The 18424-nt window shown below is 69.5% G+C and carries 15 protein-coding genes and 1 pseudogene; 11 read left to right on the forward strand and 5 right to left on the reverse strand.

Annotated elements, in window-relative coordinates; translation table 11 throughout:
* Nucleotides 1-139: 139 nt before the first annotated feature.
* Nucleotides 140-2851, reverse strand: coding sequence for an AAA family ATPase (locus tag ACFVM3_RS39015; protein ID WP_378444845.1), 2712 nt, complete (start codon nt 2849-2851; stop codon nt 140-142).
* A gap of 135 nt (nt 2852-2986) precedes the next feature.
* Between ACFVM3_RS39015 and ACFVM3_RS39020 the strand changes: the two genes are divergently transcribed.
* From ACFVM3_RS39020 to ACFVM3_RS39035, 4 genes are all read left to right on the forward strand, one after another.
* On the forward strand, nt 2987-4561 hold the full coding sequence (locus ACFVM3_RS39020; protein ID WP_378444859.1) for a tannase/feruloyl esterase family alpha/beta hydrolase: 1575 nt from the start codon (nt 2987-2989) through the stop codon (nt 4559-4561).
* A gap of 342 nt (nt 4562-4903) precedes the next feature.
* A complete protein-coding gene (locus ACFVM3_RS39025; protein WP_378444846.1) occupies nt 4904-6250 on the forward strand; it encodes an alpha-lytic protease prodomain-containing protein in 1347 nt (448 codons plus the stop codon).
* Complete coding sequence (locus tag ACFVM3_RS39030) at nt 6235-6861, forward strand: sigma-70 family RNA polymerase sigma factor (protein WP_378444847.1); 627 nt, start codon at nt 6235-6237, stop codon at nt 6859-6861. Before ACFVM3_RS39025 ends, ACFVM3_RS39030 begins: the two co-directional genes overlap by 16 nt.
* Nucleotides 6858-7856 carry a LysR family transcriptional regulator gene (locus ACFVM3_RS39035; RefSeq protein WP_378444848.1) on the forward strand — a complete coding sequence of 333 codons (999 nt, stop codon included), beginning with the start codon at nt 6858-6860 and terminating at the stop codon, nt 7854-7856. The genes ACFVM3_RS39030 and ACFVM3_RS39035 overlap by 4 nt, the downstream gene beginning before the upstream one ends.
* 6 nt (nt 7857-7862) lie before the next feature.
* Here the strand turns inward: ACFVM3_RS39035 and ACFVM3_RS39040 are convergent, their stop codons facing one another.
* A complete protein-coding gene (locus ACFVM3_RS39040) occupies nt 7863-8099 on the reverse strand; it encodes a hypothetical protein (RefSeq protein ID WP_378444849.1) in 237 nt (78 codons plus the stop codon).
* A gap of 146 nt (nt 8100-8245) precedes the next feature.
* On the opposite strand from ACFVM3_RS39040, the gene ACFVM3_RS39045 reads away from it, so the two are divergent.
* Nucleotides 8246-8725 carry a DUF6130 family protein gene (locus ACFVM3_RS39045; RefSeq protein WP_378444850.1) on the forward strand — a complete coding sequence of 160 codons (480 nt, stop codon included), beginning with the start codon at nt 8246-8248 and terminating at the stop codon, nt 8723-8725.
* A 12-nt stretch (nt 8726-8737) separates the two neighbouring features.
* Entirely contained in the window at nt 8738-9829 is a 1092-nt protein-coding gene (locus ACFVM3_RS39050; protein WP_378444851.1) for an aldo/keto reductase, read from the forward strand.
* A gap of 283 nt (nt 9830-10112) precedes the next feature.
* Here ACFVM3_RS39050 and ACFVM3_RS39055 read toward each other — a convergent pair whose 3' ends face one another.
* The 3 genes from ACFVM3_RS39055 to ACFVM3_RS39065 form a co-directional block, all read right to left on the reverse strand.
* Nucleotides 10113-10235: a hypothetical protein gene (locus ACFVM3_RS39055; protein WP_378444852.1), complete on the reverse strand. Its 123-nt coding sequence runs from the start codon at nt 10233-10235 to the stop codon at nt 10113-10115.
* Nucleotides 10236-10887: 652 nt separating this feature from the next.
* Complete coding sequence (locus ACFVM3_RS39060; protein WP_378444853.1) at nt 10888-11142, reverse strand: hypothetical protein; 255 nt, start codon at nt 11140-11142, stop codon at nt 10888-10890.
* A gap of 115 nt (nt 11143-11257) precedes the next feature.
* On the reverse strand, nt 11258-12265 hold the full coding sequence (locus ACFVM3_RS39065; protein ID WP_378444854.1) for a hydroxyacid dehydrogenase: 1008 nt from the start codon (nt 12263-12265) through the stop codon (nt 11258-11260).
* Between the two features lie 181 nt (nt 12266-12446).
* Between ACFVM3_RS39065 and ACFVM3_RS39070 the strand changes: the two genes are divergently transcribed.
* The 5 genes and pseudogenes from ACFVM3_RS39070 to ACFVM3_RS39090 all read left to right on the forward strand — a co-directional run bounded on the left by ACFVM3_RS39070 (nt 12447) and on the right by ACFVM3_RS39090 (nt 18380).
* Nucleotides 12447-13775, forward strand: a complete 1329-nt coding sequence (locus tag ACFVM3_RS39070) for an extracellular solute-binding protein (protein ID WP_378444855.1) — start codon at nt 12447-12449, stop codon at nt 13773-13775.
* Nucleotides 13772-14728, forward strand: coding sequence for a carbohydrate ABC transporter permease (locus ACFVM3_RS39075; RefSeq protein WP_378444856.1), 957 nt, complete (start codon nt 13772-13774; stop codon nt 14726-14728). Before ACFVM3_RS39070 ends, ACFVM3_RS39075 begins: the two co-directional genes overlap by 4 nt.
* Nucleotides 14725-15591 (forward strand): carbohydrate ABC transporter permease, encoded by an 867-nt coding sequence (locus ACFVM3_RS39080; protein ID WP_378444857.1) that lies wholly within the window; start codon nt 14725-14727, stop codon nt 15589-15591. The genes ACFVM3_RS39075 and ACFVM3_RS39080 overlap by 4 nt, the downstream gene beginning before the upstream one ends.
* A gap of 19 nt (nt 15592-15610) precedes the next feature.
* A pseudogene (locus tag ACFVM3_RS39085) lies at nt 15611-16924 on the forward strand (alpha-L-fucosidase); the annotation flags it as partial.
* Nucleotides 16925-16937: 13 nt separating this feature from the next.
* Nucleotides 16938-18380, forward strand: a complete 1443-nt coding sequence (locus ACFVM3_RS39090; protein ID WP_378444858.1) for a chondroitinase-B domain-containing protein — start codon at nt 16938-16940, stop codon at nt 18378-18380.
* Nucleotides 18381-18424: the final 44 nt, after the last annotated feature.

Below are 18424 nucleotides of genomic sequence, written 5' to 3' on the forward strand. Positions count from 1 at the left end.
CAGTCCTTGCGCCTGGCGCAAGGAAGGGGACCTTCATGTACTGCCGTGGCCTTTGCAGGCTGCCAGGCCAGAGCTGTCCGTGAAGGCCCCGAATCAAACCTCAGCCGGAAGCCAGTAGGTACCTGAGACACCCATGGTTCTAACCGTCTTTACCACTCACGAGGCCCAAGGCCTTCTTGAGTTCCGCCCGCGAACTCACCCCGAGCTTGGGGAAGATCCGGTGCAGATGCGTGCCGACCGTCCGATGCGACAGGTAGAGCCGCTGCCCGATCTCCCGGTTCGTCAGGCCCTCCGCGGCCAGCTGCACGATGCTCAGCTCGTGGGGGGTCAGCTTCTCCCGCGCGTCGGGACCACGGTTGGGGCTGGACTCCCCCGCGCTCCGCAGTTCACGGCGCGCGCGTTCGGCCCACGCGGTCATGCCGAGCGCGTCGAACGTCTCCCGCGCGGTGCGCAGATGCGCTCGCGAGTCGACGGCGCGCCGCTGCCGCCGTAGCCATTCGCCGTAGGCCAGGTGCAGCCGCCCGCGTTCGGCGGGCCAGCCGTCCAGCTCCGCCCCCAGCGCGGTCTCGAAGAGTTCGTCACTCGGTTCGAGCACTGCGCGAGCGAAGCGCAAGCCGATGTGCAACGCGGGCGCAGGGGTCTTCAGCGCGAGCTGTTCCATCTCCGCGACGATCTCGCGCAGTGCGTCGACCTGGCCCGCGCGGACCGCGACCTCGGTGAGTTCCGCGACGAAGTACACGCGCAACGCCTGCTGGAAGGCGGGATCGGCAGGGTCGAACAGTCGCCGCAGATCGGCGAACGCGTCGTCGAAGCGCCCCTCACTCGACGCGGCGATGCCCCTGGCGAGCTGCACGGTCGCCAGTACCGGCCGGGCACCGGCGGCGAGCGCGGTCCGCTCCGCCTCGTCGGCCAGCGCCTTGGCCTGTTTGTGGTCACCCCGCAGTGCGGCGATCTCGGCCTGGACGGCGGTGGCGAAGCCGTACATGAACGGCTGCCCGGTCTCCTTGGCGAATCTGGCCGCTTCCGCCGCGACCGGCACGGCCGCGGCGAGGTCACCGAGCCGCACCCGGCTCCACGCCTGGACCGCCAGTGCCCGCGGCAGCAGGCCCAGCCTGCCCTGTGCCCGCAGCCCCGGCGCCGCGGCCGCCGAGAACCGGGCCGCCAGATCGACCGCGCCGACCTGCAGCGACGCGCTGCCGAGGAACCGGTCGGCCTCGGGATCGGCGCCGGTGCCGGCGGCCAGTTCACGCAGCTCGCCGAGCACCGATCCGGCCCGGTCGAACGGCGCCACATACGCGGCGACGGCGACCAGGCGCGGGTCCGAGTTCTCGACCGGGAGGCGGTCCACGACGGACAGCAGCGTGCGCCGCGTGTCCTCGCCGGGTTCGGCCCAGAAGCAGCGCATGGCGGCGCCCCACAGGACGCGCATCGCCGGATCCGGCTGCCCGTCCTCCGCGACCGATTCGGCCAGCCGCGCCAGTTCCCCGATCCGCGACAGGTCTTCACGGACGCCGTCCTCGAACCCGCTGAGCAACCAGCTCGCCGTCGCTCGTTGCCGCGGCGTCAGCTCTCCCGCGCGTGCGTCCCGGACGAGCCGTTCCGCCGTCTCGCGGCCGCCGGATTCGACGGCCAGCTCGGCCGCGCGCAGCAATCGGTCCGCCCGCCGTTCCGGATCGGCGCTCATCAGCGCCGCTTGTTCGAGCGCGGCGACGGCGGCCGTCGCTCCGCCGCGCTGCCGGGCGCGATCGGCGGCGTGCTCCAGTTCGCGGGCCACGTCCTCGTCGGCACCGGTCGCGGCGGCCGCCCGATGCCAGGCGCTGCGATCCGGCTGCCTACGGAAGACCTCGGCGAGGCTCAGGTGCGCGCGGCGCCGTTCCTCCGACGGCACCGAAGCCGGGATCGCCGAGCGCATCAACGGATGCCGGAACGAGACCGCCCGGCCTTCGAGGTCGATCAGCCGGGACTCGGCGGCCGGTGCCAGCGCCGACGGCTCGACGTCCTCGCCCAGCAACGCGCCCGCCGCCGCGAGCGTCTCGGCGAGCGAGCCGGTCTCGTCGAGCGCGGCGACCAGCAAGGTCGTGCGGGCCGGTTCGGGCAGCGCGGTGAACCGGGCCCCGAACGTTCGCTCGAGCCGTTCGGTCAGCGGCAGCACGGGTTCGGGCGCCTCGGTCACAGCCGATGGCAGCTCTGTCAGGGCCAGCGGGTTCCCGGCCGCCTCCGCGAGCACCCGGGACCGGACGGGCGAGGAAAGACCGGGGGCGACGGAGTCGAGCAATTCGGCCGCCACGTCGCCGGGAAGACGCTCCAAGTCCATTGAGGACAGTCCCGCGTCACGCAGCGGCGACGGCTCACCATCCCGGACGGTCGCGACCAGCACGATCGGCTCCGTCTCGATCCGCCTGGCGACGAACGCGAGCGCGTCGGCGCTCTCGCGGTCCATCCAGTGGACGTCCTCGGCGACGACGAGCAACGGCTTGGCCGCCGCTTCGTCCGACAGCAGCGTCAGCGCGGCGAGCCCGACCAGGTACGCGTTGGGCTCGTGTGCTTCGGCGAGCCCCAGCGCCGCCCAAAGCGCGGAACGCTGCGGCGCGGGCAGGTTGTCGGCACCGGCGCGGACCGGATGGAGCAACTGGTGCAGGGCGGCGTACGCGAAGTTCCGTTCGGCCTCGACGCCGGTCGTGCGCAACACCCGCAGGCCCCCGACCGTCGCCGCGGCCACCGCCTCCGCCACGACGGCGGATTTGCCGATGCCCGGTTCGCCCTGGATCAGGACACCACCGCAGCCCGCGGCGGGGCCGTCGACGAGCTCGGCCAGGTCCTTCAGCTCGGCTTCCCGTCCGAAAAGCGGCATGGTGCGGCATTCCTCCCGTCGGCCGTGGGCGGCCGCCCGTCCGACGATACCCAAACGGTCCCATTAGGACTCCCCGGCGGCGTCCACAGGATGTAGACGGCGTGTCGACACGATCGGCCTAGCTTCGGCGAAGTGATCAGACGTAAGAAGTTGTTCCTCGCGGCGGCACCGCTGGCCGCCCTGCTGCCGCTGGTGCTGACCTCGGTCACGCAGACGGCGCCGGCCCAGGCGGCGACGTCGTGCGCGGCGGTCCCCGTCTCGGCGCCCGAAGGCGCGCGGATCGAATCCGTCCAGGCCGAGCCGAAACCCGGCGGGACCGTCACGTTCCCGCCCACCCCGTTCTCGGCCCCCGCCGCGATCACGGACGTGCCCGCGTACTGCGAAATCACCGTCACGCTGACCCACGGCACGGCGGGCGACCACGTCAAGGTGGCCGTCGCGCTGCCCCGGACCGGGTGGACCGGCAGGCTCCAGGCGGTCGGCGGCAGCGCCTACACCGCCGGTGACTTCGGCGCCCCGCTGGTCCAGGCCGTCAAGGACGGCTACAGCGGCGTGACGACCGACGCCGGTGTCCCCCTGACCTTCCTCGACACCTCGTGGGCGCTCACTCCCCAGGGCGAGATCGACAAGACCCTGGTGACGAACTTCGCGACCCGTTCCGTGCACGAAGCCGCCCTCGTCGGGAAAGAGGTGACGCAGAAGTTCTACCAGCGGGAAGTCGGCTACTCGTACTGGAACGGATGCTCGACTGGAGGCCGTCAGGGCTACTCCGAAGCTCAGCGGTACCCGGGAGACTTCGACGGCGTCCTCGCGAACGCGCCCGCCGTGCACTGGGCGGAGTTCGCGGTCGCGACCCTGTGGCCGCGAGTCGTGATGAACCAGGAGAAGACCTTCCCTGCGACCTGCGTCTTCACCGCCTTCCAGCAGGCCGCGATCAAGGCTTGCGACGACCGGGACGGCGTCACCAACGGAATCGTGGACCGGCCCGACGAATGCAGTTATGACCCCAGATCGCTGATCGGCACGAAGGTGCTCTGCGGCGACAAGGAAGCCACCGTCACCGCGGCGGACGCCGAAGTCGTCCGCAAGATCTGGGCCGGGCCGGCCGACGAGCACGGCCGACGGCTCTGGGCGGGGCTCCCCAAGGGCGCGGATTTCGGCCCGGTGACGAACGCGCCCGGTTTCCCGGTGGCCGTGGGCTGGGTTCAGACGTTCTTGAAGAAGCAGCCCGGATTCGACACCGAGAAGATCACCTATCACCAGTTCGCCGACCTGTTCCGCCAGTCGGTGCGGGAGTACGACGACGTCATCGGGACCTCGGACCGCGATCTGTCGGCGTTCCGCCGGGCCGGTGGCAAGCTGATCACCTTCGTCGGCTCCGACGATCAGCTGATCCCGCCGGGCGGCACGCTGCAGTACCGCCGCGAGGTCGAGCGCGAGATGGGCGGCCCGAAGCGGGTGAACGACTTCTACCGGCTGTTCCTCGCGCCGGGTGTCGCGCACTGCTCCGGCGGCGCGGGCGCCGCGCCGACGAACGCGCTGGGCGCGCTCGTCGACTGGGTCGAACGCGGCAAGGCACCGTCGACCCTGCCCGCGGCGAACGGCGACAAGACCGTCACCCGCGATCTCTGCCCGTATCCGCAGGTCTCGCGATACCGCGGCCACGGTGATCCCGCGGTGGCCACGAGCTACCGCTGCACCGGCCACTGAGGCCAGTGCCCGTCGTGCCGTCGCCCCCTCCGGCATGACGGGCACTTCCCCACACTGTGAGAACTTCCGGCGTTCTCTTTGCCCTACCCCTCAAAAGTACGGTATTGACGACAGTGGACACTGCGGCGATGCGCGTCGCACATCGGCGCCGTAATTCCGCACGCAACAGCTGAACCGTTGCACCGCAACGGAAGCACGATCCGGATCAGCACGGACCACCGCCATATCACCCCACGTTCCGGCCGGGCGATATGACCCAAATGGTATGTACCAGTTGCGTGATCCGCCTCGTACGGTCGGGGACGAATCCCCCTCCCCCGCCCGTTCGAGGAAAGCGTTGAAATGAACAGAAAGATCTTAGCCGCCACAGCCGCGGCCATAGCCGGGGCAGGCCTGGTCACCGCCATCGCCCTCACCCCCAACGCGAGCGCCGGCCAGCAGGCCACCACCGGCGACCAGTCCCAGTCCGAGATGCTGGCCGCGATGGCCCGCGACCTGAAGATCAGCCCGGAACAGGCCAAACTCCGGCTCGCGAGCGAACAGCGCGCCGCGGTCGCCGACAACACGCTGAAGAAGCAGCTCGGCACGTCGTACGCCGGCTCGTGGCTCGACGGCTCCGGGACCACGCTGACCGTCGCGGTCACCGACGCCGCCGTCGGCGACCTGGTGCGTGCCGCGGGCGCCACCCCGAAGACGGTCGCTCGCAGTGCCGCCGATCTCGACGCGGCGAAGCTGCGGCTCGACGCCAAGTCCGCCAAAGCACCGAAGACCGTGCCTGGCTGGTTCACCGACGTCACCACCAACTCGATCGTCGTACTCGCCAACGCCGGTGGCGAAGGCGCCGCGAAGTCGTGGGCCGCCGAAGCCGGCGTGCCGTCCGACCTGGTCCGGATCGAGGCCAGCACCGAACAGCCGCGTGCGCTGATCGACATCATCGGCGGCAACGCCTACACCTTCGGCTCGGGTCGCTGCTCCATCGGTTTCGCCGTCGACGGCGGCTTCGTGACCGCGGGCCACTGCGGCAGGACCGGGACGCGCACCTCGAACCCGAGCGGGACCGTCGCCGGCTCCAGCTTCCCCGGCAACGACTACGCCTGGGTCCGCGCCGACGCCGGCAATACCCCGCGCCCGCTGGTGAACCGCTACCCCGGCACCGTGCCGGTCGCCGGTTCGACCGAGGCCCCGGTCAACTCCTCGGTATGCCGCTCCGGCTCCACCACCGGCTGGCGCTGCGGCACCATCCTGCAGAAGAACACTTCGGTCACCTACCCCGAGGGCACCATCACGGGCCTGACCCGGACCAACGCCTGCGCCGAACCCGGTGACTCCGGCGGTTCGTGGCTCACCGGCGACCAGGCGCAGGGCGTCACCTCCGGTGGCTCCGGCAACTGCACCTCCGGCGGCACCATCTACTTCCAGCCGATTTCGGAGATCCTGAGCGTCTACAACCTGCGTCTGACGGTCAACGGCAACCCGCCGTCCAGCACCACCACGACGCCGACCACGCCCACCACCCCGACCAGCCCGACGACCTCGAACCCGCCGGGCGGCACCTGGGCGCCGTACACGTACTACGGCTCCGGCGCGACCGCCAGCTACGGCGGCAGCAACTACCGGGTCATCCAGCCGCACACCTCCATGCCCGGCTGGGAACCGCCGAACGTGCCCGCGCTTTGGGAACTCGCCTGACCTGGACCGCCCCCGGCGACCTCACCTCGCCGGGGGCGGATCCTCCCTCTGACGACGGCGCGCTGACGGCGGATCTCGAAGCCCTCGTCCCCCGCGCCCGCCGCGGCGACCCCGCGGCGACGAACGAGCTGATGACCATCGTCCGGCCGGTGGTCGCGGACTACTGCCGGAGCCGGATGGACCGAACGGACGCGGACGACGTCGCGCAGGAGACCTGTCTCGCCGTGCTCACCGCGTTGCCCACCGCGCGGACCACCGGCGGCTCCTTTCTCACCGCCGTCCTCGGAATCGCGGCTAAGAAGGTCGCCGCGGCATTCCGGCGGCGGGCGCGGGACAGGTCGGAGCCCACGCCCGATCCGCCCGAACGCGCGACACCCGAACCCAACGAACCCGAGTGGCGGGCGCTGGCCGCCGACGGCCACGACCGGTTGACGCGGCTGATGAGCACCCTGCCCGGTATCCAGCAGGAGATCCTCCGGCTGCGGATCACGGTCGGCATGACGGCGCCCGAGGCAGGCGCGGTCCTCCGGGTGAGCCCCGGCCTTGTCCGGGTCGCCCAGCATCGCGCCCTGCACAAACTCCGTTCGCTCATCAGCGAGGACGACCTGTGATCAGCCCCCTGATCGGTCCCGGGGACGGCCACACCTGGCCGGCGGAGATCGATGTCCGGCATCTGCGCCTCCTCGACGCGATCGCGTCGGCGGGCAGCATCGCGAACGCCGCGACCGCGCTCGGGCTCTCCCAGCCCGCGTTGAGCGCGCAGCTCCACCGGGTCGAGCGTGCGCTGGAACGGACGGTGTTCGAACGCGACCGGCATGGCGTGCGGCCCACCGCGCTGGGCGAGGTGCTGCTGAACCACGCGCGCCGGGTACTGGCCGCGGCGGACGACCTCGAACTGGCGGTGCGCCGGTTCCAGAGCGTGCCTTCCGAGGGCCTGCTCCGGATCGGCGCGCTTCCGACCATCTTCGCCGAGACGCTGAGCGGCGTGGTCGCCGCGGCGGCCCCTGATCGTCCCGTCGAGCTGCTGGCGATGACCAGCCGGACGGCGTTGTTCTCGGCACTGCTCGACGGCACGGTGGAATTGGCGTTGTACGTGGATCACCCGGGGCACGAGATCGTTACGCCCGACGGCGTCCACCTGCTTCCCGTCGGCACGGAACCGGTCTTCGTGGTCATGTCCCCGGACCATCCCGCCGCCGGACGCGGCGAGGTGTCCCTTTCCGAGCTCGACGGCTCGGTCTGGCTGACGCCGGAGGGCGACGACGAGTTCCCCGAGCACCTGACCGACCAGTGCGCCCGCGCCGGCCTCGGCGCGATCACCGTGCGGAAGCTGGATCCGACTGCGTTGCGGCAGACTATCCGGCACGAGCCACGCGCGGTGGCGCCGGGCCGCACCCTCGATTCCGGTTCCACGATCCCAGGCCCGGTGGTGGCGCTGCGGGGTGTGCCACTGAGGACGCGGCATCTCCTGCTGTGGCGGGACGGCTCGTCCGTCGACCTCCCCTCTGTCCGAAGTGGACTGGTGCACGCGATCGCCGAGTCCGGCGCGATCCGGCATCGGCTTCCCGAGTGGGCGGCCGCCAACCCCGGCTGGCTCGGCACCTGACCGGATTCAGCGCTGGATGCAGTCGAGACCGAGCCCGAAGGCCGTGAGCACGTACTGACAGATATGCGTCGCGTGCGCTTCGTCGGTCTCGAAGCAGGCAACCGGCACGCCCAAGAGATCGACCGCGCACGACGCGTAGAACTGGTTCGGGCTGCCGGGCACCGGATCCGCGCTGGCGGGTGAGGCGGTGACGGCGCCCAAGAACGTGACCGCGGCCGCCAGTGTGGCGATTCGAGTCTTCATCGTGCTCTCCCTTTCCGTCGATGCCCCCGTGTTCCCCGGATCCGGCCGGTTCACCTGGTGATCACCGGAAAGTGTCACGGCGACTTACACCGATGACGTCGTCCGACGGGCGCCGCGGCCCCTTCGGCCGTCCTAGCGTGAAATTCATGCCCGCACTTGGGAAAGCCGCTCTCGCCGCCGCCGTTCTGCTCACCGCCGCCTGTAGTGCACCCCCACCCGCTCCGCCGGTGACCACTCCCCCGGCCACCGCGGCCGCCGCCGGCTGGTCACCCGCTCCCGTGGTGCCGCTGCCGTCCCAGCCGCCGCCGTCGCTGGTCGTGGACGAGCCGTTGCCCGAGCAGCTCGCGATGGGCCTGGTCGTACTGCGGTACCGGACGGAGAACCTCCGGATCGTCCCGGTCTACGGCCCGGCGGCCCTGGACGTCTCGCCGCGGATCGGCCACATCCACGTGACCGTCGACGACGCGGCGTGGCACTGGGCGGACGGCAGCGGGGAACCGCTGATCATCCAGTCACTGCCCGCGGGACCGCACAAGGTGTGGATCGGTCTCGCCGACCCGACGCACAAGATCCTCGATCAGAAGACGGTGAACTTCGTCGTTCCCGCCAACACCGGACACCACTGAGGAGACGCTCCCATGACACTGGATCAGTACTACCTGCTCGGCCGTTCCGGACTGCGCGTCAGCCGGATCGCGCTCGGAACGATGAACTTCGGCACCGGTGGTTTCCACGCCGCGTACGGGAAGTCCGAGGACGAGGTCCGCCCGATCTTCCGCAAGTACCTGGAGGCGGGCGGGAACTTCATCGACACCGCGGACTTCTACACCGCGGGTGAAAGCGAGACCATCCTCGGCCGTCTCATCGCCGAGGCGAAGGTGCGCGACCGGGTCGTGCTCACCACCAAGTACACCAACAGCGTCGACCCCGGCGACCCGAACGCGGGCGGCAACGGCCGCAAACATCTGATCCGCGCGCTGGAAGCGTCGTTGCGGCGGCTGGGCACCGACCACGTCGACCTCTTCCTGCTCCACACCTGGGACCGCGTCACCCCGGTGGAAGAGGTGATGCGTACGTTCGACGACCTGGTGCGCGCGGGAAAGATCCGCTACGCCGGGCTCTCCGACGTGCCCGCCTGGTACGCCGCGCGAGCGCAGAGCTTCGCCGAGGCGAACGCGCTCACCCCGGCCGTCAACCTCCAGCTGCCCTACTCGCTCGTGGAACGGACGATCGAGACCGAACACGTGCCGATGGGCAGGCATCTCGGGCTCGGCATCACCGCGTGGAGCCCGCTGGCGGGCGGATTCCTCACCGGCAAGTACCGCCAGACCGGCGAGACGCCGTCCGGTGACGGAAGGCTGAGCGATCCCGGAAACGCCGGGAAATCGTGGACGGACCGCGACTGGGCACTGCTGAAACCACTGGAAAAGGTCGCGGACGAACTCGGCGTCACGATGGCCCAAGTCGCGATCAACTGGGTCGCGACCCAGCCCGGCGTCGCGGCCGCGATCGTCGGGGCGAGCAGCGCGGACCAGCTGGGCAAGAGCATGGCCGCACTGGACTTCACCCTGCCACCGGACCTGCGGTCGCTCCTCGACGAGGCCAGTGCCGTGCCGCCGGAGTCGGTGTACCGGATGTTCACGCCGGAGTACCAGAACTGGGTGATCAGCCCCGGTGTGAAGGTCGGGGACAAGCCGGTGGGATACGCGCCCGCGGTGCGGAACTGGTGACTTGACCGCTGGCGTGACCCTGGGTCTGTTGCCGTTTCGCGGCAACGGGCCTGGGGCCCGCTCGGCGCTGCCGTTTCGCGGCGACGGGGCCGTCGGTGGCCGTGTCGCGGTGCCGGCCGATCGTGCCGTCATCTGTGGTCCGTCGCCGATTCGCGGCAACAGACCGTGGGCATGGCGAATGCGTCGCCGATTCGCGGCCACCCGCCGCAGGTGACGCCCCCTCCGATGCGATCGTCGCCGATTCGCGGCAACAGACCACAGCGTCGCGATGGGGACCTTCACCTCACCGCCGCTCGGCGTTGCCGACGTACGGCGACGGCGCCGCTGACCATGCCGCGTAGCCGACCGATCTCGCCGCGGTCCGTGGCCCGTCGCCGATTCGCGGCGACGACCCACGGCTGGTCACGGCGCATCCCGGTCCCACGCCCCCCTCGACACCTCCAGCTCGTCGCCGTTCAGCGGCAACGGGCCGTGGTTACCCGAAGCGTCACCGTTTCTCGACCACCCATCCAAGGTGGCCTCCGCGTCCGGCTCCTCCGATGCGATCGTCGCCAAATCGCGGCAACAGACCACAGCGTCGCGATGGGGACCTTCACCTCACCGCCGCTCGGCGTTGCCGACGTACGGCGACGGCGCCGCTGACCATGCCGCGCAGCCGCCCATCCCGCGCAGCCGCCCATCCCGCCGCCATCTGTTGCCCGTCGCCGATTCGCGGCAACAGACCAGGAGCCCTGGTGAACAGATACCGGCACCCGGACCGTCGCCATTCAGCGGCGACGACTCAACCCCAGCACCACGTGGCGGGTCGCCGACTGCCGGTAAAAGACCACAGGCGCGCGGTATAGGTCGTTATACAGCCAGCTCCACGAGACCGGCCCAGGGAGCGGCGCTCACCCGGTCGTAGATCGTCCGCAGCCACGGCTGCCGAACGGCCGGAAGCCGCGCCAAGGCATGCAGGAAGACATCCGGCAGCGGATCGTCGCGCAGGACAGGACACCCGTCGGCATCACCCCGGAGATCGGGGCCGCCACCGGGTCGTGGCCGAAAGCCAGCCACATTCACACCTCGGCGGCGACCGGCACCACGTCGGCCGCGCCGGAGTGCGGCCACGACCGCCCGGTCACCGGGTCCCGCGGCACGAGCGCGATGTCGTCCGTTTCCGGCAATCCGGGGCCCGCGAGCGCCAAGTTCCGGTGCGGCGGTCCGGGCGCCCGTTCCCCCAGCAGATCGGCCACTTCGTCGGCCATCGCCGCGAGCGAATACCTCTCGGCGCGGACGCTGTCGCCGTGTCCCGGCAGGTCGACGGCCAGCACACGGCGACCGGCCAGCCGAGCATCGAAGTCGGCCCCAGTACCCGATCCGCTGCCCAAGGGTGCAGCAGGACCACGGGCACTCCGGCCCCCGGACCCGATTCCCGAACGGCGAGCGTCACGCCCGCAAGTGTGCCCGGTCCGGCGCGACGACGTGCTGAAGCGGCTCCCCGAGCAAGAACCGCCGCAGTTCTCGCGCGACGAGCTCGCCCATCCGGGCACGTTCGGCGCCCAGCGCGCCCGCCAGGTGCGGGGTGAGCACCACGTTCGGCAACGTGTACAGCGGCGAGTCCGGCTCGGGCGGTTCGGGCCAGGTGACGTCGAGGATCGCCGTGAGATCGGGGCGCTCGCGCAGCACGGGGACGACCGACGACTCGTCGACGACGGCGCCGCGGGCGGTGTTGATCAAGGTCGCGCCGATACCCATCCTGGCCACCAGCTTCCCGTCGACCAGCCCTTCGGTCTCCGGGAGCAGCGGCGCGTGCAGGCTGACCACGGGACACGTGGCGAACAGTTCGTCCAGTCCCACCAGCCGCACGCCGAGACTTTCCGCCGTCGCCGGGTCGACGACGGGGTCGCTCGCGAGCACGTCCACGTCGAAACCACGCAAATGGGACGCGACGAGAGCACCGATCTCGCCGAGGCCGAGCAGCCCGACCCGGGACCGGTAGGCACCCGCGACCCTCGGATCCGGCGGATAGGCCCGCCGCTCGCGGATCTCCCGGGAGATCCGGTGCACCTGCTTGAGTCCTAAGAGGACCTGGGCGAGGGTGAACTCGGCGACCGGGACCGCGTTGGCGGCCGCGGCCGACACGATCGGCAGCTCGCGCACCCAGAACTCGGGCGTGGTCAGCGGCCGGACCGAGCCGGCGGCGACGAGTACGGCCCGCAGGTCCCGCGCGTGTCCCAAGAGGACGGAGTCCAGCACCGGGGCACCCCAGCCGGACAGCAGGATTTCGACGCCTTCCAGTGCCGCCGGGGCCTCCGCCAGCCGCTCACGGGTGAGCGGCTCACGCAGGTCCACCAGTGTTTCGATCTCCTTCAGCACCGCCTCGGGATAAACGTCGTCGCGGCGGCGTTCCTCCATCACGAGAAGTGCCGTCGGCCGGTGTCGCAGCTCGGTCATTCCTACCTCCGCGGCGACCATACATCGGATGCTTGACCCGGTCCACGCGTGACGAGTCCCGCGCACAGGCAAACCGGGCCGATTGAAATTCGTAATCATCGGACCATTGACCGGACCCCGGGAAAGCGCTTACCGTCCCCTGCGAAGTAGACAGCGTGGTCCACAGTGAACAGGAGATGCGATGCGGAAATCGCGGTGGATCGGCGTGGGACTCACTGTCTCAGCGCTGGTCCTTTCGGGCTGCTCGGCAGGCCCCGCCGGAACGAACGTCGCGCAGGACACCAAGGCCCCCTTGGAACTGTGGACCCGGACGACCCCCGGCGGCGCCGGTGAGCAGGCCACCAAACGGCTCGCGGAAGCCTTCGAGAAGGCCACGGGGTTCAAGGTGCAGGTCACCGCGATCTTCGACGACTTCGAGACGAAGCTGGCCCAGCGTGCCGCCCAGCGCGACCTGCCGGACATCGTGATGAACGACCTCACACAGCTGGGCACGATGAAGACCCAGGGTCTTCTCCGCGAGGTCGAGCAGGGCAAGATCAAGCACGCCTCGGAGCTCACCGAGCGGGCGCTGAAGTCGAGTCAGACCGCGGACGGCAAGCTGTACAGCCTGCCCTTCAGCGCACAGGCCTCGGCGCTGCTGATCCGCAAGGACTGGCGGGAGAAGCTCGGCAAGGGCGTCCCGCAGAGCTGGGCCGAACTGGCGGACCTCGCCAAGGCCTTCACCACCGGCGACCCCGACGGCAACGGCAAGGCCGACACCGCGGGCCTGAACGCGACGCTGTCGACCAAGCGGGGTTACGCCTCCTGGTACTTCTCGAACTTCCTCTGGGCCGCCGGCGGCGACTTCATCTCGGAGACCGGGGGCGGCAAGTACAAGCCCGCGATGAGCACGCCCGAATCCGTGGCCGCGGTGCAGTGGTTCCGCGACCTCGGCTGCAAGGACAACGTCATCCAGCCCGGTTCGGTCACCATGCCGACCCCCGCGACCAACGAGACCTTCGAAGCGGGCAAGGCCGGCATGTACGTCGTGGGTCCGTACCTGTTGCCGCGGTTCGACAAGGCGCTCGGCAAGGACAAGTACGAGGTCGTCCCGATGCCGAAGGGCGCCAAGAACGCCGACGTCCTCGCCGAGGGCGCGTCGATCTACCTGATGGCCGGTTCGCCGAACCAGGCCGGACAGGACGCCTTCGGTGACTTCGCGATCTCGGCTGAAGGCCAGAAGATCGGTATGGAGGGCGAGACCGCCTTCATCGTGCAACTTCCGGTGAACAAGAACGTCGACATCGCCCAGGTCCGCCCTGACCCGCGCTGGAAGACCTACGCCGAGATCTACGCCAAGTCCGGTCACTACACGCCGTCCATCCCGAACTGGACGCCGGTCCGCCAGGACACCGCCGACACGATCAGCGCGCTCGTCGCCGACTGCAAGCTCGACCTCAAGGCGGAACTGTCCAAACTCGACACCAAGCTCACCGCGACGTTGCAGCAACAGGGGATCAGCGCGTCATGACCGTAGATCACGCCAAGCCGGCGGCCGTCGGCGCGGACCGTCCCGCCGTCAAGCGGACGCCCGCGCCGAAGGCCCGCAGGCGCAGCGACCGCGACGGGAAGTGGTGGACGCCGTGGCTGTTCCTGGCGCCCGCCCTGATCCTGTTCGTGTACTTCAAGTTCATCCCGATGTTCACCGCGGTGACGATGTCCTTCCAGGACGTCCAGCCGTATCTGGGCAACACGTGGGTCGGCGGGCAGAACTACAGCACCGTCCTCGGTGACGAGGCGTTCCACTCCGCGATCTGGCACACCGTCGTGATCGCGGTCGGGCAGACCGCGGGATCGATGATCATCGGTCTCGCGCTCGCCCTGCTGATGGAGGGCCAGAGCAAGCGGCTGAAGTTCCTGCGGTCGGCGGCGTTCCTGCCGGTGGTCGTGCCGATCGCGGTGGTCGCCGAACTCTGGCGGATCATGTACCACCCGACCGAGGACGGGATGCTGAACTCCATCCTCGGCCTGGTCGGGATGGGCCCGTCGGGCTTCATCAACGATCCCGGCAGCTCGATGGTCTCGGTCATCATCACCGGGATCTGGCGCGGTGCCCCGTACGACATGATGATCTTCCTCGCCGGCCTGGCCGGCATCGACCGCGGGCTCTACGAAGCGGCCACTGTGGACGGTGCCTCGCGCTGGCGCAAGATCCTCCACGTGACGCTGCCGGGCCTGCGGTCGGTGTTCTCGATCCTGTTCGTCCTCGCGGCGATCCGCGGCCTGCGGGTGTTCACCGAGGTGTTCCTGCTGACCAACGGCGGGCCGAACGGCTCGACGGAAGTGGCGATGACCCTGATCTACAAACTCGGCCTGGAACAGAACCGGCTGGGCGTCGGCGCGGCGGGCGCGGTCCTGCTGTTCCTCGCGACGCTCGTGCTGACCTTGTTCGTCCAGGTGCTCCGACGGAGGCGAGACGCATGACCGCGGCCAACGATTCCGCACTCGGCCTCGACGCCGTCAAATCGCCGGGCGGACGGATCCTGAAGTTCGTCCTGTACGCCCTGCTGCTACTGGTGTTCGCCGGACCGCTGCTGGCACTGCTGGTCAGCGCGTTCAACAACGTCTCCGATCCGACGGCGCTGAGCGTCATCCCGTCCAGCCCGACCCTGGACAACTTCGGCATCGCCTTCGACCTCGGCGTGGGGATGTACCTCCTCAACTCGTTCCTGGTGGTCGGCTTCGGCCTGCTGCTGCAGGTCGTCATCTCGGTGCTGGCCGGATACGCGCTGGCACGCAAGAAGTTCCGGTTCATGACCTTCGTGCTGGTCGCGATCCTGGCGACGCTGATGCTCCCGGAGGAGATCCTCGCCATCCCGCTTTCGCTGATCCTGTCGGATCTGCCGGTGGTGCATCTGAACCTGATCGGCAGCCTCGCCGGGATGATCGTGCCGCTGGGCGCGTGGGCCTTCTCGATCCTGGTGATGACCGAGTTCATGAAGGACGTCCCGCGCGAACTCGAAGAGGCCGCGCGGATCGACGGGGCCGGCGACCTGCGGATCTTCGCGCAGATCATCCTCCCGATGTGCAAGCCCGCGCTCGGCGTGATCGGCGTCTTCGGCTTCACGATGATCTGGGACCAGTACCTGCTGCCGTTGCTGGTGTCGACCGACGCTTCGACCTACACCCTGCCGCTGGCCCTGCGGACCCTGCGAATCGACACGGACGTCACGCCCGGCGTGATCATGGCCGCCTCGCTGCTGGCGCTGCTCCCGTCGGTCGCCGCGTTCCTGTTCTTCCAGCGTTCGTTCGTCCGCGGCCTCGCCTCGGGCGCGCTCAAGGGCTGAGTCACCCAAGAAAGCAAGGAGCGATCCTGCAGTGAGTTCCACCGCCTGGTTCACCCACGACCGGTTCGGGATGTTCGTCCACTGGGGACTGTATTCCCTCGCCGCCCGGCACGAATGGGTGCAGAACCGCGAAAAGCTGACCGACGAGCAGTACCGGGTGTACTTCGACCACTTCGAGCCGGACAAGTACGACCCGCGTTCCTGGGCGCGCGCCGCGAAGGCCGCGGGGATGACCTACGTCGTGCTGACCACCAAGCACCACGACGGTTTCTGCTTGTGGGACAGCGACCTCACCGACTTCAAGGTGACGAACACGCCATATGGCAAGGATCTGCTCGGCCCGTTCGTCGACGCCTGCCGCGAAGAGGGCTTGAAGGTCGGGTTCTACCACTCTCTGATCGACTGGCACCACCCCGCGTTCCCCGTCGACGGCACCCATCCCCGCCGTGACGACGCCGAGTACATCGCGGCGCACCAGTACGCCGACATCGCCGAGTACCAGCTCTATCTGCACGGCCAGGTGCGCGAACTGCTCACCCGCTTCGGCACGATCGACTACCTGTTCTTCGACTTCTCCTACAAGGGCCGCAAGGAATGGTGGGGCGGCAAAGGACCGGAGGACTGGGACTCCCCCGGCCTGCTCGCGCTGGTCCGCGAACTCCAGCCCGGCATCCTGGTCAACGACCGCACCGGGATCCCTGGTGACTTCATCACTCCGGAGCAGTATCAGCCGTCCGGCCCGATGACCCGGGACGGTGTCCCGGTCGTGTGGGAGGCGTGCCAGACGCTGAACGGCAGCTGGGGTTACGACCGCGACAACCTCGACTACAAGAGCCCGGAACTGCTGATCCGGATGCTGGTCGACGGCGTGTCCAAAGACGGCAACCTGCTGCTCAACGTCGGGCCGAACGGCCGTGGTGAGATCGACCCGCGAGCGCTCGAAGTCCTCGGCGAAATCGGCCGCTGGATGGACCGGCACGAACGCTCCATCCGCGGCTGCGGGCCCGCCGAGTTCACCGCACCCGCCGACGGCCGCTACACCCAGCGCGGCGACCGGCTCTACCTGCACCTCTTCAGCTGGCCGATGAACCACGTCCATCTGCCCGGGCTCGCCGGACGGGTGCGTTACGCCCAGCTGCTCGACGATGCCTCCGAGATCCTGCAGGTGCACACGGATCCCGGCCAGACCGCGCAGAACACCCAGATGGGCGGGCAGCCGGAAGGCACGCTCACCCTCAAGCTCCCCATCCGGAAACCGGACACCCCGGTCCCGGTGATCGAACTGTTCCTGAGCAACGAAAGCCCCGCCGCCGAAACCCTCCCCACCGATTGAGCACGGAGGCATCATGGATCGCAGAAGGTTCCTCAGCGGCGCCACCCTCGGCGCCGCGCTGATCACCGTCCCCTGGGTCACCGCGGGCACGGCGTCGGCCAAGCCGAAGGGGCTGTGCGCCCTGAACGTCAGTTCGCTGACCGAACTGCAGAACGCGATCAACAAGGCGGGTCCCGGTACCGTCATCACCGTGAACAACGGCACCTACACCGTGCCGACGGGCAAACCGATCAGCGTCAAGGGACGGCGTGGCACGAAAGACCAGCCGATCACGATCGTCGCCCAGTCCAGGGGCGGCGTGACGCTCAACGGTGAGCAGAGCTTCGTCTTCGACGACTCCACCGGCGTGACGATCAGCGGGTTCAAGTTCCGCCAGAGCACCACGCTGGAGATCCCGGCGAACTGCTCGCGGATCCGGCTGACCCGCAACGACCTCCAGTTCGCCGACCTCCCCGACCTGCACTGGGTGATGGTCCGCGCCGACAACAGCAAGATCGACCGCAACCACTTCCATCACAAGACGACGCTCGGCGTCATGCTCTGCATCGAGGGCGCGGACGAGGACAAGATGGCGGCGGACGTCGAGGTCTTCCGGAACTACTTCTCCGACCACACCTTCCCCGGCGACAACGGTGGCGAGCCGATCCGGCTCGGCGTCAGCCCGCGCGCGCTGACCACCGCCGGAGCCAAGATCGAGTTCAACCTCTTCGAACGCGCGAACGGGGACCCGGAGGCGATCTCGGTCAAGTCGTCGGGCAACTTCATCCGCAACAACACCATCCGGAACAGCCTCGGCGGCATCGTGCTGCGCCACGGGAACAAGTCCGTCGTCGAATCCAACTTCATCCTCGGCGGCAAGGAAGGCATCCGGATCTACGGCAACGACCACAAGATCGTCAACAACTACGTCGCCGGGGTGTCCGGCACCGCGCTGGTCGTCGGCAGCGGCTCCGTCCGGGACCACTTCCCCGGTGAATCGAAGGAATCACGGCGCGGCAACGACGCGGCGGACCGCGTGCTCATCGCGCACAACACGCTGCTGAACAACGGCGGCACCCTTTCCGGCGAGACCAAACGGACGATCGAACCGCGCGACTGCACGATCTCCGACAACATCCTCGTCGGCGGCAACGGCGACCTGGTCACGATGAGCACCACGGGCAACTTCACCTGGTCCGGCAACATCCTGTGGGGTTCGGCCGGGAACGGCAACATCCCGGCGGGCACCTTCCGCCGGGTCGACCCGAAGCTCGTGCAGGGCAGCGACGGCGTCTCGCGGCTCGCCGCGGGCAGCCCCGCGATCGACGCGGCGACCCTGTCGACCGCTCCGGTCACGCTCGACATCGACGGCCAGGCTCGCGGCAGCCTGCGCGACGTCGGCGCCGACGAGTATTCGACGGCCGCCATCGCCAACCGGCCGCTCACCACCGCGGACGTCGGCCCCGGCGCTCCGTAGTGAAAGCCGGGCTCACGCCGGCGGCAGCCCCCGCCGGCGTGAGC

The organism is Amycolatopsis sp. NPDC057786 (genome assembly GCF_042797905.1).
Lineage (GTDB): Bacteria > Actinomycetota > Actinomycetes > Mycobacteriales > Pseudonocardiaceae > Amycolatopsis.

Coding starts and splice junctions, on each gene's coding strand:
- ACFVM3_RS39045 (WP_378444850.1), top strand. CDS start 8,246: ATGCCCGCACTTGGGAAAGCCGCTCTCGCCGCCGCCGTTCTGCTCACC.
- ACFVM3_RS39090 (WP_378444858.1), top strand. CDS start 16,938: ATGGATCGCAGAAGGTTCCTCAGCGGCGCCACCCTCGGCGCCGCGCTG.
- ACFVM3_RS39050 (WP_378444851.1), top strand. CDS start 8,738: ATGACACTGGATCAGTACTACCTGCTCGGCCGTTCCGGACTGCGCGTC.
- ACFVM3_RS39080 (WP_378444857.1), top strand. CDS start 14,725: ATGACCGCGGCCAACGATTCCGCACTCGGCCTCGACGCCGTCAAATCG.
- ACFVM3_RS39025 (WP_378444846.1), top strand. CDS start 4,904: ATGAACAGAAAGATCTTAGCCGCCACAGCCGCGGCCATAGCCGGGGCA.
- ACFVM3_RS39015 (WP_378444845.1), bottom strand. CDS start 2,851: ATGCCGCTTTTCGGACGGGAAGCCGAGCTGAAGGACCTGGCCGAGCTC.
- ACFVM3_RS39070 (WP_378444855.1), top strand. CDS start 12,447: ATGCGGAAATCGCGGTGGATCGGCGTGGGACTCACTGTCTCAGCGCTG.
- ACFVM3_RS39040 (WP_378444849.1), bottom strand. CDS start 8,099: ATGAAGACTCGAATCGCCACACTGGCGGCCGCGGTCACGTTCTTGGGC.
- ACFVM3_RS39075 (WP_378444856.1), top strand. CDS start 13,772: ATGACCGTAGATCACGCCAAGCCGGCGGCCGTCGGCGCGGACCGTCCC.
- ACFVM3_RS39065 (WP_378444854.1), bottom strand. CDS start 12,265: ATGACCGAGCTGCGACACCGGCCGACGGCACTTCTCGTGATGGAGGAA.